Consider the following 15,999-nt stretch of genomic DNA (forward strand, 5'->3'; position numbering starts at 1 on the left):
GAGACCGATGAAAAAAGTCGTCACGGTTTGCCCCTATTGCGCATCAGGTTGCAAAATCAACCTGGTCGTCGATAACGGCAAAATCGTCCGGGCGGAGGCAGCGCAGGGGAAAACCAACCAGGGTACCCTGTGTCTGAAGGGTTATTATGGCTGGGACTTCATTAACGATACCCAGATCCTGACCCCGCGCCTGAAAACCCCCATGATCCGTCGCCAGCGTGGCGGCAAACTCGAACCTGTTTCCTGGGATGAGGCACTGAATTACGTTGCCGAGCGCCTGAGCGCCATCAAAGAGAAGTACGGTCCGGATGCCATCCAGACGACCGGCTCCTCGCGTGGTACGGGTAACGAAACCAACTATGTAATGCAAAAATTTGCGCGCGCCTTATTGGTACCAATAACGTTGACTGCTGCGCTCGTGTCTGACACGGCCCATCGGTTGCAGGTCTGCACCAATCGGTCGGTAATGGCGCAATGAGCAATGCTATTAACGAAATTGATAATACCGATTTAGTGTTCGTTTTCGGGTACAACCCGGCGGATTCCCACCCAATCATGGCGAATCACGTAATTAACGCTAAACGTAACGGGGCGAAAATTATCGTCTGCGATCCGCGCAAAATTGAAACCGCGCGCATTGCTGACATGCACATTGCACTGAAAAACGGCTCGAACATCGCGCTGTTGAATGCGATGGGCCATGTCATTATTGAAGAAAATCTGTACGACAAAGCGTTCGTCGCTTCCCGTACAGAAGGCTTTGAAGAGTATCGTAAAATCGTTGAAGGCTACACGCCGGAGTCGGTTGAAGATATCACCGGCGTCAGCGCCAGTGAGATTCGTCAGGCGGCACGGATGTATGCCCAGGCGAAAAGCGCCGCCATCCTGTGGGGCATGGGTGTAACCCAGTTCTACCAGGGCGTGGAAACCGTGCGTTCTCTGACCAGCCTCGCGATGCTGACCGGTAACCTCGGTAAGCCGCATGCGGGTGTAAACCCGGTTCGTGGTCAGAACAACGTGCAGGGTGCCTGCGATATGGGCGCGCTGCCGGATACGTATCCGGGATACCAGTACGTGAAAGATCCGGCTAACCGCGAGAAATTCGCCAAAGCCTGGGGCGTGGAAAGCCTGCCTGCTCATACCGGCTATCGCATCAGCGAGCTGCCGCACCGCGCAGCGCATGGCGAAGTGCGTGCCGCGTACATTATGGGCGAAGATCCGCTGCAAACTGATGCGGAGCTGTCGGCAGTACGTAAAGCCTTTGAAGATCTGGAACTGGTCATCGTTCAGGACATCTTTATGACCAAAACCGCGTCGGCGGCGGATGTCATTTTGCCGTCAACGTCGTGGGGCGAGCATGAAGGCGTGTTTACTGCGGCTGACCGTGGCTTCCAGCGTTTCTTCAAAGCAGTTGAACCGAAATGGGATCTGAAAACGGACTGGCAAATCATCAGTGAAATCGCCACCCGTATGGGTTATCCGATGCACTACAACAACACCCAGGAGATCTGGGATGAGTTGCGTCATCTGTGCCCGGATTTCTACGGTGCGACTTACGAGAAAATGGGCGAACAGGGCTTCATTCAGTGGCCTTGCCGCGATACTTCAGATGCCGATCAGGGGACTTCTTATCTGTTTAAAGAGAAGTTTGATACCCCGAACGGTCTGGCGCAGTTCTTCACCTGCGACTGGGTAGCGCCAATCGACAAACTCACCGACGAGTACCCGATGGTACTGTCAACGGTGCGTGAAGTTGGTCACTACTCTTGCCGTTCGATGACCGGTAACTGTGCGGCACTGGCGGCGCTGGCTGATGAACCTGGCTACGCACAAATCAATACCGAAGACGCCAAACGTCTGGGTATTGAAGATGAGGCATTGGTTTGGGTGCACTCGCGTAAAGGCAAAATTATCACCCGTGCGCAGGTCAGCGATCGTCCGAACAAAGGGGCGATTTACATGACCTACCAGTGGTGGATTGGTTCCTGTAACGAGCTGGTTACCGAAAACTTAAGCCCGATTACGAAAACGCCGGAATACAAATACTGCGCCGTGCGCGTCGAGCCGATCGCCGATCAGCGCGCCGCCGAGCAGTACGTGATTGACGAGTACAACAAGTTGAAAACTCGCCTGCGCGAAGCGGCACTGGCGTAATACAGTCCTTTCTACAGCCTCCTTTCGGAGGCTGTTTTTTTATCCATTCGAACTCTTTATACTGGTTACTCCCTACCCAATCGTATTATCAAAATGAAAAAAATTATCGCATTGATGTTGTTTTTGACATTCTTTGCCCACGCCAACGACTCCGAGCCTGGCAGCCAGTATTTAAAGGCAGCAGAGGCCGGGGACCGACGCGCACAATATTTTCTTGCCGACAGCTGGTTTAGCTCCGGCGATTTGAGCAAAGCCGAATATTGGGCACAGAAAGCCGCCGACAGCGGTGATGCTGATGCCTGCGCGCTGTTGGCGCAGATCAAAATCACCAATCCGGGCAGTCTGGACTATCCACAAGCAAAAGTTCTTGCAGAGAAAGCGGCGCAAGCGGGCAGTAAAGAAGGTGAAGTAACGCTGGCGCATATTCTGGTAAATACTCAAGCGGGTAAACCGGATTATCCAAAGGCGATTTCGCTGTTAGAAAAGCCTCGGAAGATCTGGAGAACGACTCTGCCGTCGATGCCCAAATGCTGCTTGGTTTGATTTACGCCAACGGCGTGGGTATTAAGGCCGACGATGACAAGGCAACCTAGTATTTCAAACGCAGCTCTGCAATTTCCCGAACCGGTTATTCCGAGTACTGGGCGGGAATGATGTTCTTAAACGGTGAAGAAGGTTTTATCGAGAAGAACAAACAAAAGGCGCTGCACTGGTTGAACCTGAGCTGTATGGAAGGGTTTGATACCGGGTGTGAAGAGTTTGAAAAATTAACCAACGGTTAAGGTAGGCCTGATAAGACGCGTTAAGCGTCGCATCAGGCGTTGATGTCGGATGCGGCGTAAACGCCTTATCCGACCTACAAAATCACGCTAAATCAGGCTATTGCGCTGTCTGGCGTAGGCCTGATAAGACGCACCAGCGTCGCATCAGGCATCCACACATTGCCGGGTGGATAACCCCGGCAATCTTCAATTATTGATCCGCAGTTTTATCAAATTTGCCCAGCACTTCACGCTCATAAGCCAGCGCCTTTTTGCGGTCAAATTTGTGTTCCCACTTGGCAATCACCAGCACCGCCAGCGCATTACCCACCACGTTCAGCGCAGTACGCGCCATGTCGAGGATACGGTCAACACCAGCAATAAACGCCAGACCTTCCAGCGGAATACCTACGCTACCCAGCGTTGCCAGCAACACCACAAACGACACGCCCGGCACGCCAGCAATCCCCTTCGAGGTCACCATCAGCGTCAGCACCAGAATGATTTCCTGCCAGATGGACAGGTCAATGCCATACAGCTGAGCGATGAAAATAGCGGCAATACTTTGATACAGCGTCGAACCATCAAGGTTAAAAGAGTAACCGGTCGGCACCACGAAGCTGGTGATCGACGCCGGTGCTCCGTAGGCTTCCATCTTCTCAATAATTCGCGGCAGTACGCTTTCAGAGCTGGCAGTGGAGTACGCCAGAATCAGCTCATCTTTCAGAATACGAATCAGGATCCAGACGCTTAACCCGCACAGGCGCGCCACAATTCCCAGCACTACCAGCGCGAAGAACAGAATGGCGAAATGCACCAGCAGCACCAGTTTCGCCAGTGGCCACAGAGAAGAGAAACCAAAGTTAGCCACCGTCACCGCAATCAGCGCAAACACACCCACCGGTGCATAACGCATCACCATGTGAGTCACTTTAAACATGGTTTCAGAGATGGAGCGGAACACGGTCACCAGCGGTTCACGATGCGTCGCGGGCAGGGAGGAAAGCCCCAGACCAAACAGCACCGAGAAGAAGATGATCGGCAGCATTTCGCCTTTCGCCATCGACGCCACAATGTTCGTCGGCACCAGCGACAAAATCGTGCCCATAATGCCGTGGGAACTGCTTTGTACCGCTTCCGTAGTGCTCTGATATTTCGAGATATCGACGGTCGCCAGCTGCGACATATCCACCCCGGCACCGGGCTGGAAGACGTTCGCCAGAGTGATCCCCAAAATGATGGCGACGGTGGTGATCACCTCGAAGTAAATAATGGTTTTCGCGCCAATACGCCCGAGCTGTTTGGCATCACCCACACCCGCGATACCCACCACCAGCGTGGAGATCACAATCGGCACAACAATCATTTTAATCAGATGGATGAAGATATCACCCGCCGGAGAGAGCAAATTGACGACCAGCCAGTCGCGGCTGTCGCTATGGTAGTGCAGGTAGCTTCCCAGGAGAATGCCCAGCACCATAGCAAACAGAATCTGCCAGGCCAGGCTGAATTTTATATTTTTCATCAGAATAACTTCCTCAATGGAGCGCCGTTCCCCGTTCAGAAACGCGAGAACGTGACATACTGCCAGGCATGAATTGTGTTGCGTTGGTTTGTAGATTTTTTTAACGCTTATGATCAGTATCATTTGCGCGGTATGTTGCGCAACCCTTTAACAACAGAGCTTTTCGCTGCATTAATGCATAATAACGCGAGTTTATGTCAGGATTAATGAATAACCATTTGTTATGGAAAGATTTTTATTTGTTTAATCTGCAATAATACTGATTAGTGATTATTTTTGGCATATGTTCATTCGATTATTTTTTATGCAGCTCAATAACATAATCTTCATCACCAGATGATTAATCCGATCTCCGCTGCAACAATTTCGCCATATTAATCGACTCGACCAGCTGTGTCCGGTTGATCCGGGGTGAGTTGAGATCCATCACTTTTTGCCATAGTTCGATGGCTTGCGCGTAATTCGCCTGCATAAACGCATCGGAAGCCAGCAGCATCAGAGCGGTGATTTCGTTAGAGTCCAGCGCGAGGGCTTTGTCGATCATTGCGCGAGTCTGGGCGGTCATATGCTGGCTGGCCTGGTAATAAAGCACCGTCGCCAGCGCCGCATACAGTTCAGCGTTCTCACCACGTAGTTGCAACGCCTGACGGTACGCCAGCAGCGAATTGCTGTAATCGTTTTGCCACAGATAGTACTCGCCCAGTAACGCCCATTGTTCGCTGTTTTGTGGATTAGCGCGGATTTTATCCTGCAATGCCTGAAGCTGCGCTTCCGGGGTTTGCTGGCTGGCAAACTGATGTAGCGGATCGCGCTGACGCTGATATTCCGCATGTACCGCCTGCCATTTTGGACTTAACAGATAACTGCCGACACAGAGAAATACCATCAAAATCGTGAGTGTTGTCAGCATTTTCACCGGTATTTTGGGCTCTTTCATCGCTTCGCCCTCACTCGCCAGAGGATCAGTGCCATCAGCAGTAACAACACCACTGGCAGCGCCCACAACACCAGCGTCTGACCCGTTAACGGTGGGTTATAGCGAACAAAATCTCCGTAGCGTTCGGTCATCCAGCCAATGATTTCGACTTCGTTCTTCCCCTCCGCCACCATGCTGTAAACCTGATGGCGCATACTGACTGCCACCGGCGCGTTGGATTCCAGTAAGTTTTGATTCTGGCACTGCGGACAACGTAACTGGCTGGCAATATTTAACGCCTGTTGCTGTTGTTGCGGATTGGCGAATTGCCAGGTGTCTACGACCTGAGCGCGCGCAAAACAGGTAAATAACAGCAGTAGCGTGAGAAGTCCTTTATTCATCGCGCTTCCTCCCCCGCCATCCGCTTAACAATGCGCCCGCAATCATCAACAATCCTCCCCCCCAGATCCAGCGCACACCGCTTTGTACATACAAGCGAAAAGCGTAACGATCCGCTCCGGTTTTTTCACCCATGACCACATACCAGTCATGGATGCCGTTCCAGCGAATTGACGGTTCCATCATTTGCTGACGACGTACTTCGTAAAAACGCCGCTCCGGCATCAGTTCACCAATGCGTTGCTGATGGTCAAACAGTGCCACTATCGCTTTTTCGCTGGTGTAATTGCCTTTGGCTTGCAGATCGAGGCGCTCAAAACGGAAGGTGTATCCTGCCAGCGTCACCTGCTGACCCGGCTGTAAATTCAGGCTGATCTCCTGACGGCTGACGCTGGAAACCACGATCCCAGCGGCAAATAACAGCACGCCCGCATGAGCTACCAGCGCCGGAAGCTGCACGCGTTTGCCAGAGACAAACGTCGCCAGCACAATCACCACCAGCATCAACAGACCAAACGGTAACGTCGCGCGGTTAAAATACGGCGCGCCAACGGAGAGGCGTCCCCAGCCCAGCAGACCGTAAATCATCGGATAAAGCGTTCCCACCAGCACGATCAGTAGCACTGCGCAAAACAGCAACAGCGTAGCGAGGATTAACATTTCCCGCGATAACCCCGAAAAACGCACCGCCGGGCCACCGTCCCGCGCTCGCCAGCCATACAGAGCCAGAGACGCAAGGCTAATCAGTGCAAACAGGCTGAACAACGGCACGGCGCGGACGTTATCCAGCGCGAACGCATGAACCGAAACCAGAATGCCAGAACGGACAATTAAGGTGCCCAGCAGCGACAGCATCAGAGTAACTATCGCCAGTAACAGCGACCAGTGGCGAAAAATCCCCCGCTGGCGTGTCAGGGATAAACTGTGCAGCAGCGCAGTGGCAGAAAGCCAGGGTAATAAAGAGGCATTTTCCACCGGATCCCAGAACCACCAGCCGCCCCAGCCGAGTTCGCAGTAGGCCCACCAGGAACCGAGGATGATCCCCGCCGTTAATGCACTCCAGCCAGGTAACGCCCAGCGCCAGCAAATTCGGGCGCTGGCCGCATCAAACTCGCCGCGCAGTAGACTCGCCAGCGCCACGCTCGCCGCTACCATCAAACCGCCATAGCCAAGGTAAAGCAGCGGTGGATGAAAGATAAGACCGGGATGTTGCAGCATCGGATTGAGATCGCGGCCTTCGATTGCTGGTGGAAATATCCGCACGAAGGGATCGGACCACAGCACCACAAACAGTAGCAGTGCGGCGAGCATGAGAGATAAAACGGCTAGCGTCAGCGGAAATAGCGGATCGGTTTGCTGCCGATAATGCCAGGCAAACAGCGCGCTCCAGGCGGAAAGCAGCAGCACCCAAAGCAGCAGCGAACCTTCATGACCGCCCCACACCGCCGCCAGTTTGAGTTCCCACGACAGCAGGCTGTAGCTATGTTGGGCGACATAAATGACCGAGAAATCGCTGATGAGAAAACAATACGTCAGTACGCCAAAGGCGAGCAGCAGGAGCGCGCACTGCGCCAGAATGCCGATGCAAGTGAGTCGCATCATGGCAGGCCAGCGCAACCGCACTCCCGCAAAGGCCGTCAACGGGGTCAACACGTTGACCCCGAGACTTAACAACAACGCCAGAAAACCGACTTCAGGAAGGAATACGTCCAGAAACCACCTCTTTTCTGGCTTACGCCACCGTCAACTGTCCGGCGTAGAGAATGAAAAAGCGCAGCATCAACACGCCGACCAGACTGGCCCCACACGCCGCCAGCACGGCAGGAATGCCGGAACTGCGATTGACCCACGATTTGAGCAACATTGGCACAATCAGCCCCAGCCCGGCGACACCAAGCCAGAACCACCACGTCCAGAAACCGCCACCTAATGCCGCCACCAGCGCACGAACTTTACCGTCATCGCCCAGCGCCAGACCGACAAAAAACGCCACCAGCAGGAAGATTTCACCCCATACCACGGGGATTTCCATCCGGTGAACAAAGTGCGCTTCCGTGGAATGCGGGTTACTGCGTTGGCGTATCGCCATGGCGATCAGCGCCACCGCCGCACCGGACGAGATGCCGGAGAAGAGGAACAGCACCGGCAGGATCGGGTTATTGAGGAACGGATACGATTTCAGCGCCGACAGCAGAAAGCCGGTATAAGCCCCCAGCAGCACCGCCAACACCAGCATCAGCGTTTCCAGTCCGCGATGAACGGGCGTCAGCAGGCTCAGAACCTTTTGCACGATCCCCAGCTTCGGCAACCAGCGTTGTTGCTGGGCAAGCAAATCATGTTCAAAGATTTTCGCCAGCCACAGCACCAGCACCACCATGTAAAGCTGAAACAGCATCACCCCCATCGACATCACCGAGGTAAAACTGTAGTGGAACATCAGCTTCCAGAAGGTCCACGGTCTTGTCAGGTGGAAGACGAGGATCAACAGACCGAGGATCACCGCGCCCGGCCCGACAATCAGCGTGGTGCGCAGCAACGTACTGTCTGCACCGCCCGCCTGCGGGTAGAAGCGACGTAACAGCACGGCCAGCGTCACCAGACCGGCAGAAATACCAATCAAAAACAGGTAGATGGCAATCGGCCAGTCCCACACCAGCGATTCAAAATGAAATGCGGAAGTCTGCGTCATTGGCTCACCTCCCCGTATTTAAACGGTACGCGGTACAGCTTCGGTTTGGTTCCCAGCGCCAGCTTGTAGCGGTAAGTAGGCTTCTGGCGCAGCAGTTGCGAAATCTCACTGTTAGGATCGTCCAGATTGCCAAACGTCAGCGCCTTCGTCGGGCAAGCCTCAACGCACGCGGGCAGCTTACCGGCCTGCAAATTGGTTTTACGGCAGAAATCGCATTTGTCCGCCGTCTTCGTGACCGGATGGATAAAGCGCACGCGGTACGGACAGGCGGCGATGCAGTACTGACAACCGACGCAGAGATCAGGATTAACATCGACAATCCCGCTAGCGGCATCACGAAAAGACGCACCGGTCGGGCAGACGTCAACGCACGGCGCATGATCGCAGTGCTGGCAAGACTTACGGAAGAAGCGATATTTCACATCAGGAAATTCGCCCTGCGGCTCGCTACGAATAATCGTCAGGCGCGAGACGCCTTCCGGCACCTTGTTCACTTCTCGACAAGCATCCATACAGGCGGTACAGCCGATGCATAACGACTCGTCATGCACCATGCCGTAACGCACCCCATTGATATTCAACGTTTTCGCCACCACGCGCCCTGCGGTGCCGCTGACGGCTGCCAGCACGCCGACGCCGGTGAGAAACTGGCGACGAGACCAGGTCATGGCTGCTCCTTAAGCAACGGAACAGACGCCGGGTTAAAGTTCGGATTGGTGCGCTGATCGCTGTGGCAATCGACGCAAATCTTAATCCGTCCTTTGTCACTTAACGTCTGCATCGTATCTTGCTGTGGATGCAGGGAATGGCAGCTGGCGCACGCCACTTTGGTTACGTGGACATCGTGCGGCCAGAACGCTTTTTGCAACTGTTCCGGCAGATGACAGGACATACAGACGCTGTTCTGCTCTCCGACCTTGTACATCGGCTCGTTAAAGCGCATCACATCTTTCACCCCTTCGCGGTGTTGCGGTGATGGCTGGCCGTGACAGTTGGTGCAGGTGACCGGCAATTTGTTATTCGGGTTGATAACGGAAGCATGTTTGCCATGCATACCTTCGGTATCTGGTTTATGACAGTCCAGACAGGCGGCATCCGGGTTACGCTGCTGGGTAACTTCGTAGCGATCACCAGATGCCTGCGCCGCAGGGGTAGCGGTAATTCCGTTCAGGCTCCACAACAGGCCCGACGCCAGCACCCCAGCAGTTAATAACGAACGTAATACGCTCATATTCACTCCATTGTGTTTTCCGCCCCTTGCGAGGCGGAACGGGGTTATTGGCTTAACAGACCGTTTTTACGTGCCTGTTCTTCCCACTGCGGGATCACCGTTTTGATGAAGTCCTGCTTCTCGGCCTTGATTTGTTCCATGTTCAGGCCAATGGCCTGCTGGGCTTTCTCTTTGGTTGAGATATCCGGGATCTGGATTTCATGGGTGATGCCTTTGGTCGCCAGCAGGCGCGCCAGTTTGGTGCGTGCATCCGCCGCTTTATCCATCGCCGTACCGAGCATCCGTAAACCTTCTTCCGGTGCGTGCATATGAATGCCGTGGGAAGCGATCGCCAGATCCCAGCGCCACTGGGCATGACGGATATCGTCCTGAATTGGCTTCATTTCAGCTTCCGTCGCGCCTGCATCCAGCGCTGCTTTCGCTTCGAAGTGAGCGTGAACCAGTTGATCTTCAACCTTGATTTTCAGGTCGTTAATCGACTGCTTACGTTCCGCGACCACTTTTTGCAAGGCAGCTTTGTCCTGGGTATGGCAGTTCGCACAAGTCTGGGCGAAGTTATCAAACGGATTACCAATTTTATGGTCGGTGTAGAGTTTGCCTTCGGCGTTCTGCACTTTTGGCATATGGCAGTCGATACAGGTCACGTTGTTTTTACCGTGAATGCCCGCTGTCCAGGTTTCATATTCCGGGTGCTGCGCTTTCAGCATTGGCGTTTTCGACAGGGAGTTAGTCCAGTCAGAGAAGGCAATTTTGTCGTAATACTGCTCCATATTTTCGACTTTCATGCCGTCATCCCACGGGAATTTAACCGCTTTGTTTTTGCCGTCGAAGTAATACTCCACATGGCACTGACCGCAAACCATCGATTGCTGGTCGAAACGTCCGGCTTTCTCAAAAGGTTTACCAATGGCTTCCATCGCGCGAGCCGCATACGGACGGGAAAGGGTTAACTCCGGTTTGCCTTTGGCGAACTCTGGTGAGGCGGTGTTATGGCAGTCGGCACAACCTAAGTTGTTGACGATTTCCGGGCCGCCGCGCGCCCACTTACCGTGGAAGTAGCCATCTTCGCCGTCTTTCTGGATCAGACGCGCCACATCCGGGCTTTTACAACTCCAGCACGCCATCGGTAGCGGACCATCTTCAGCATTTTTCGGCGCACCGGTACGCAGGGTTTCACGCACATCGGTCACAGCAAAGGCATGTCCACGCGGCTTGTTGTAATCGCGCGAGAAGGGATACCCCGCCCACAGGATCACCAGCCGTGGATCTTCCGCCAGGGCGTCAACACGCTCTGACTGTTCCGAGGTGGCTTTCCAGGAGAGATATTGATCGGGATGCTGCGGGGCAAAGGTTTCATTCTTCGCTTCCACAGTTACAGGTTTTGCGGGAGCTGCCGTTTGTTCAGCGTGAACAGAAGTGAAAAAGAAAAAAGGAATCAATAAGCTGAAGATACGGCGTGCGTTTATTTTTATCCTTGTCATAGGGGCTTCATCCGAATTGCGCCATTGTTGCAATGGCGGTTTTTATTGTTTTTCACGACAGTAACCGCACCTACACTGTCATGACATTGCTCGCCCCTATGTGTAACAAATAACCACACTGTGAATGTTGTCTTTAATCAATTGTAAGTGCATGTAAAATACCACTTTAGAGTTAGTCAGTATCTTCCTCTTTTTCAACAGCATGCATAACTGCATGTTCCTCAAAGAATTAATCAACTTTTGTTGCTGACCTTCAAAAATTACCCTGCCGTTTATTTGCACAATTCTACTTTTGCGTGATCTGTCGCCCAAATACTAAACAAAACTGCCAATACCCCTACATTTAACGCTTATGTCACATATTATTAACATTCTACAAGGAGAACAAAAGCATGAGCCAAATTCACAAACACACCATTCCTGCCAACATCGCAGACCGTTGCCTGATAAACCCTCAGCAGTACGAGGCAATGTATCAACAATCTATTAACGTACCTGATACCTTCTGGGGCGAACAGGGAAAAATTCTTGACTGGATCAAACCTTACCAGAAGGTGAAAAACACCTCCTTTGCCCCCGGTAATGTGTCCATTAAATGGTACGAGGACGGCACGCTGAATCTGGCGGCAAACTGCCTTGACCGCCATCTGCAAGAAAACGGCGATCGTACGCCATCATCTGGGAAGGCGACGACGCCAGCCAGAGCAAACATATCAGCTATAAAGAGCTGCACCGCGACGTCTGCCGCTTCGCCAATACCCTGCTCGAGCTGGGCATTAAAAAAGGTGATGTGGTGGCGATTTATATGCCGATGGTGCCGGAAGCCGCGGTTGCGATGCTGGCCTGCGCCCGCATTGGCGCGGTGCATTCGGTGATTTTCGGCGGCTTCTCGCCGGAAGCCGTTGCCGGGCGCATTATTGATTCCAACTCACGACTGGTGATCACTTCCGACGAAGGTGTGCGTGCCGGGCGGCAGTATTCCGCTGAAGAAAAACGTTGATGACGCGCTGAAAAACCCGAACGTCACCAGCGTAGAGCATGTGGTGGTACTGAAGCGTACTGGCGGGAAAATTGACTGGCAGGAAGGGCGCGACCTGTGGTGGCACGACCTGGTTGAGCAAGCGAGCGATCAGCACCAGGCGGAAGAGATGAACGCCGAAGATCCGCTGTTTATTCTCTACACCTCCGGTTCTACCGGTAAGCCAAAAGGTGTGCTGCATACTACCGGCGGTTATCTGGTGTACGCGGCGCTGACCTTTAAATATGTCTTTGATTATCATCCGGGTGATATCTACTGGTGCACCGCCGATGTGGGCTGGGTGACCGGACACAGTTACTTGCTGTACGGCCCGCTGGCCTGCGGTGCGACCACGCTGATGTTTGAAGGCGTACCCAACTGGCCGACGCCTGCCCGTATGGCGCAGGTGGTGGACAAGCATCAGGTCAATATTCTCTATACCGCACCCACGGCGATCCGCGCGCTGATGGCGGAAGGCGATAAAGCGATCGAGGGTACCGACCGTTCGTCGCTGCGCATTCTCGGTTCCGTGGGCGAGCCAATTAACCCGGAAGCGTGGGAGTGGTACTGGAAAAAAATCGGCAACGAGAAATGTCCGGTGGTCGATACCTGGTGGCAGACCGAAACTGGCGGTTTCATGATCACGCCACTGCCTGGCGCTACCGGGCTGAAAGCCGGTTCGGCAACACGTCCGTTCTTCGGCGTGCAACCGGCGCTGGTCGATAACGAAGGTAACCCGCTGGAAGGCGCTACCGAAGGCAGCCTGGTGATCACCGACTCCTGGCCGGGTCAGGCGCGTACGCTGTTTGGCGATCACGAACGTTTTGAACAGACCTACTTCTCCACCTTCAAAAATATGTATTTCAGCGGCGACGGCGCGCGTCGCGATGAAGATGGCTATTACTGGATCACCGGGCGTGTGGACGACGTGCTGAACGTCTCCGGTCACCGTCTGGGGACGGCAGAGATTGAGTCGGCGCTGGTGGCGCATCCGAAGATTGCCGAAGCCGCCGTAGTAGGTATTCCGCACAATATTAAAGGTCAGGCGATCTACGCCTACGTCACGCTTAATCACGGGGAGGAACCGTCACCAGAACTGTACGCAGAAGTCCGCAACTGGGTGCGTAAAGAGATTGGCCCGCTGGCGACGCCAGACGTGCTGCACTGGACCGACTCCCTGCCTAAAACCCGCTCCGGCAAAATTATGCGCCGTATTCTGCGCAAAATTGCGGCGGGCGATACCAGCAACCTGGGCGATACCTCGACGCTTGCCGATCCTGGCGTAGTCGAGAAGCTGCTTGAAGAGAAGCAGGCTATCGCGATGCCATCGTAACCCACAATTGCCGGATGCGGCGTAAACGCCTTATCCGGCCTACATTCGGCAAGGGTTACCCGAGCGTTAACCTTCTCCCATAAGGGAGCGGGAATTAAAACAATCCCTACATTACCTCTGGAGAATCTGTGATGAATGGCACTATTTATCAGCGGATAGAAGACAATGCGCATTTCAGGGAGTTAGTCGAAAAACGGCAACGGTTTGCCACCATCCTGTCGATTATTATGCTGGCAGTTTATATCGGCTTTATTTTACTGATCGCCTTCGCGCCCGGCTGGCTGGGCACGCCGCTGAATCCGAACACCAGCGTCACACGCGGTATTCCAATTGGTGTTGGAGTGATTGTGATCTCCTTTGTTCTCACCGGTATCTACATCTGGCGGGCGAACGGCGAATTCGACCGTCTTAATAATGAAGTCCTGCATGAGGTACAAGCATCATGAAAAGAGTTCTGACGGCGCTTGCCGCCACACTCCCTTTCGCAGCTAACGCCGCGGATGCTATTAGCGGGCCGTAGAGCGCCAGCCAACGAACTGGCAGGCGATTATTATGTTCCTGATTTTCGTCGTGTTTACGCTCGGCATTACCTACTGGGCATCAAAACGCGTACGTTCTCGTAGCGACTACTACACGGCAGGCGGCAATATCACAGGCTTCCAGAACGGGCTGGCGATTGCCGGTGACTATATGTCCGCCGCCTCATTTTTGGGGATCTCCGCGCTGGTGTTTACCTCCGGCTATGACGGCTTAATTTACTCGCTGGGCTTCCTGGTGGGCTGGCCGATCATTTTGTTCCTGATTGCCGAACGTCTGCGTAACCTGGGACGCTACACCTTTGCCGATGTAGCCTCTTACCGCCTGAAACAAGGGCCGATTCGTATTCTTTCGGCCTGTGGTTCTCTGGTGGTGGTGGCGCTTTACCTTATCGCCCAGATGGTAGGCGCAGGTAAACTGATCGAGCTGCTGTTTGGCCTTAACTATCACATTGCGGTGGTGCTGGTCGGCGTGCTGATGATGATGTACGTCCTGTTCGGCGGCATGCTGGCGACCACCTGGGTGCAAATTATTAAAGCCGTGCTGTTGCTGTTCGGTGCCAGCTTTATGGCCTTTATGGTGATGAAACACGTCGGCTTTAGCTTCAATAATCTGTTCAGCGAAGCGATGGCGGTACACCCGAAAGGTGTCGACATCATGAAGCCGGGCGGGCTGGTGAAAGATCCGATCTCCGCGCTCTCTCTGGGTCTGGGACTGATGTTTGGTACGGCGGGCTTGCCGCACATTCTGATGCGCTTCTTTACAGTCAGCGATGCCCGCGAAGCACGTAAGAGCGTGTTCTACGCCACCGGGTTTATGGGCTACTTCTATATTCTGACCTTTATTATCGGCTTCGGCGCGATCATGCTGGTTGGTGCGAATCCGGAATATAAAGACGCGGCGGGCCATCTGATTGGTGGTAACAACATGGCGGCCGTTCACCTGGCGAATGCAGTGGGCGGCAACCTGTTCCTCGGTTTTATTTCAGCGGTTGCTTTCGCCACTATCCTCGCGGTGGTTGCGGGTCTGACGCTGGCGGGCGCATCCGCGGTTTCGCATGACTTGTACGCTAACGTCTTCAAAAAAGGTGCGACCGAACGTGAAGAACTGCGGGTATCGAAAATCACCGTCCTGATTTTGGGTGTGATTGCGATTATCCTCGGCATGCTGTTTGAGAATCAGAACATCGCCTTTATGGTAGGCCTTGCGTTTGCCATCGCGGCGAGCTGTAACTTCCCGATCATTCTGCTTTCCATGTACTGGTCGAAACTGACTACCCGTGGCACGATGCTGGGCGGCTGGCTGGGGTTGATTACCGCAGTGGTGCTGATGATCCTCGGCCCGACTATTTGGGTACAGATCCTCGGTCACGAAAAAGCCATCTTCCCGTATGAATACCCGGCGCTGTTCTCTATCAGCGTGGCATTCCTCGGCATCTGGTTCTTCTCGGCAACCGATAACTCAGCGGAAGGTGCGCGCGAGCGTGAACTGTTCCGTGCGCAGTTTATCCGCTCCCAGACCGGCTTTGGCGTTGAGCAAGGCCGCGCACATTAATCTCTCCCCTTCCCCGGTCGCCTGACCGGGGAATACTCTTCCTCTCCAGCATGGGTAATGACTCCAACTTACTGATAGTGTTTTATGTTCAGATAATGCCCGATGACCTTGTCATGCAGCTCCACCGATTTTGAGAACGACAGTGACTTCCGTCCCAGCCTTGCCAGATGTTGTCTCAGATTCAGATTATGTCGCTCAATGCGCTGAGTGTAACACTTGCTGATAACGTTCAGCTTTCCCTTCAGGCGTGATTCATACAGCGGCCAGCCATCCGTCATCCATACCACGACCTCAAAGGCCGGCAGCAGGCTCAGAAGACGCTCCAGTGTGGCCAGAGTGCGTTCACCGAAGACGTGCGCCACAACCGTCCTCCGTATCCTGTCATACGCGTAAAACAGCCA

13 protein-coding genes and 4 pseudogenes are annotated in these 15,999 nt (G+C 53.8%); 7 read left to right on the plus strand and 10 right to left on the minus strand.

From position 1 onward, the window contains the following. Positions 1–7 precede the first annotated feature (7 nt). Positions 8–2,154, plus strand: a pseudogene (gene fdhF / locus BHE85_RS12410) (formate dehydrogenase subunit alpha). 93 nt (positions 2,155–2,247) lie between these two features. Then, positions 2,248–2,936: pseudogene (yjcO, locus tag BHE85_RS12415) on the plus strand (Sel1 family TPR-like repeat protein YjcO). Positions 2,937–3,126: 190 nt separating this feature from the next. On the opposite strand, the gene gltP reads toward yjcO, so the two are convergent. The 8 genes from gltP to nrfA form a co-directional block, all read right to left on the minus strand. Next, positions 3,127–4,440 carry a glutamate/aspartate:proton symporter GltP gene (gltP, locus tag BHE85_RS12425; RefSeq protein ID WP_000789589.1) on the minus strand — a complete coding sequence of 438 codons (1,314 nt, stop codon included), beginning with the start codon at positions 4,438–4,440 and terminating at the stop codon, positions 3,127–3,129. Between the two features lie 340 nt (positions 4,441–4,780). Then, positions 4,781–5,377 carry a heme lyase NrfEFG subunit NrfG gene (gene nrfG, locus BHE85_RS12430; protein ID WP_000662608.1) on the minus strand — a complete coding sequence of 199 codons (597 nt, stop codon included), beginning with the start codon at positions 5,375–5,377 and terminating at the stop codon, positions 4,781–4,783. Next, entirely contained in the window at positions 5,374–5,757 is a 384-nt protein-coding gene (gene nrfF / locus BHE85_RS12435) for a heme lyase NrfEFG subunit NrfF (protein ID WP_001032546.1), read from the minus strand. Before nrfF ends, nrfG begins: the two co-directional genes overlap by 4 nt. Further along, positions 5,750–7,468 carry a heme lyase CcmF/NrfE family subunit gene (locus BHE85_RS12440; RefSeq protein WP_071844807.1) on the minus strand — a complete coding sequence of 573 codons (1,719 nt, stop codon included), beginning with the start codon at positions 7,466–7,468 and terminating at the stop codon, positions 5,750–5,752. The genes nrfF and BHE85_RS12440 overlap by 8 nt, the downstream gene beginning before the upstream one ends. 19 nt (positions 7,469–7,487) lie before the next feature. Then, positions 7,488–8,444 carry a cytochrome c nitrite reductase subunit NrfD gene (gene nrfD / locus BHE85_RS12445; RefSeq protein ID WP_000195183.1) on the minus strand — a complete coding sequence of 319 codons (957 nt, stop codon included), beginning with the start codon at positions 8,442–8,444 and terminating at the stop codon, positions 7,488–7,490. Further along, the gene (nrfC, locus tag BHE85_RS12450; protein ID WP_000220281.1) at positions 8,441–9,112 is read right to left on the minus strand and encodes a cytochrome c nitrite reductase Fe-S protein; all 672 of its coding nucleotides are present in this window, start codon (positions 9,110–9,112) and stop codon (positions 8,441–8,443) included. The genes nrfD and nrfC overlap by 4 nt, the downstream gene beginning before the upstream one ends. After that, entirely contained in the window at positions 9,109–9,675 is a 567-nt protein-coding gene (nrfB, locus tag BHE85_RS12455) for a cytochrome c nitrite reductase pentaheme subunit (RefSeq protein ID WP_001296647.1), read from the minus strand. Before nrfB ends, nrfC begins: the two co-directional genes overlap by 4 nt. 44 nt (positions 9,676–9,719) lie before the next feature. Further along, positions 9,720–11,156, minus strand: a complete 1,437-nt coding sequence (nrfA, locus tag BHE85_RS12460) for an ammonia-forming nitrite reductase cytochrome c552 subunit (protein ID WP_000196875.1) — start codon at positions 11,154–11,156, stop codon at positions 9,720–9,722. Positions 11,157–11,626: 470 nt separating this feature from the next. Here nrfA and BHE85_RS28415 point away from each other — a divergent pair. Beyond that, positions 11,627–11,731: pseudogene (locus BHE85_RS28415) on the plus strand (acetyl-coenzyme A synthetase N-terminal domain-containing protein); the annotation flags it as partial. On the opposite strand, the gene BHE85_RS28420 reads toward BHE85_RS28415, so the two are convergent. Further along, entirely contained in the window at positions 11,701–11,961 is a 261-nt protein-coding gene (locus BHE85_RS28420; protein WP_458694260.1) for a hypothetical protein, read from the minus strand. The pseudogene BHE85_RS28415 and the gene BHE85_RS28420 sit on opposite strands and share 31 nt — an antisense overlap. Here BHE85_RS28420 and BHE85_RS28425 point away from each other — a divergent pair. The 4 genes and pseudogenes from BHE85_RS28425 (at position 11,869) to actP (ending at position 15,598) form a co-directional block, all read left to right on the plus strand. Next, positions 11,869–12,156, plus strand: a complete 288-nt coding sequence (locus BHE85_RS28425; RefSeq protein WP_458694261.1) for an AMP-binding protein — start codon at positions 11,869–11,871, stop codon at positions 12,154–12,156. The genes BHE85_RS28420 and BHE85_RS28425 overlap by 93 nt on opposite strands. Beyond that, positions 12,119–13,507 (plus strand): acetate--CoA ligase, encoded by a 1,389-nt coding sequence (acs, locus tag BHE85_RS12465; RefSeq protein WP_004988100.1) that lies wholly within the window; start codon positions 12,119–12,121, stop codon positions 13,505–13,507. The genes BHE85_RS28425 and acs overlap by 38 nt, the downstream gene beginning before the upstream one ends. Before the next feature lie 131 nt (positions 13,508–13,638). Then, positions 13,639–13,953 carry a DUF485 domain-containing protein gene (locus BHE85_RS12470; protein WP_001014565.1) on the plus strand — a complete coding sequence of 105 codons (315 nt, stop codon included), beginning with the start codon at positions 13,639–13,641 and terminating at the stop codon, positions 13,951–13,953. Then, a pseudogene (actP, locus tag BHE85_RS12475) lies at positions 13,950–15,598 on the plus strand (cation/acetate symporter ActP). Before BHE85_RS12470 ends, actP begins: the two are co-directional and overlap by 4 nt. Positions 15,599–15,666: 68 nt before the next feature. On the opposite strand, the gene BHE85_RS12480 reads toward actP, so the two are convergent. Continuing rightward, positions 15,667–15,999: IS1 family transposase (locus BHE85_RS12480; RefSeq protein ID WP_216080651.1), on the minus strand; the 333-nt coding region annotated here is incomplete at its 5' end.

The organism is Shigella sp. FC1567, from assembly GCF_001743015.1.
In the GTDB taxonomy this organism is placed as follows: Bacteria; Pseudomonadota; Gammaproteobacteria; order Enterobacterales; family Enterobacteriaceae; genus Escherichia; species Escherichia coli.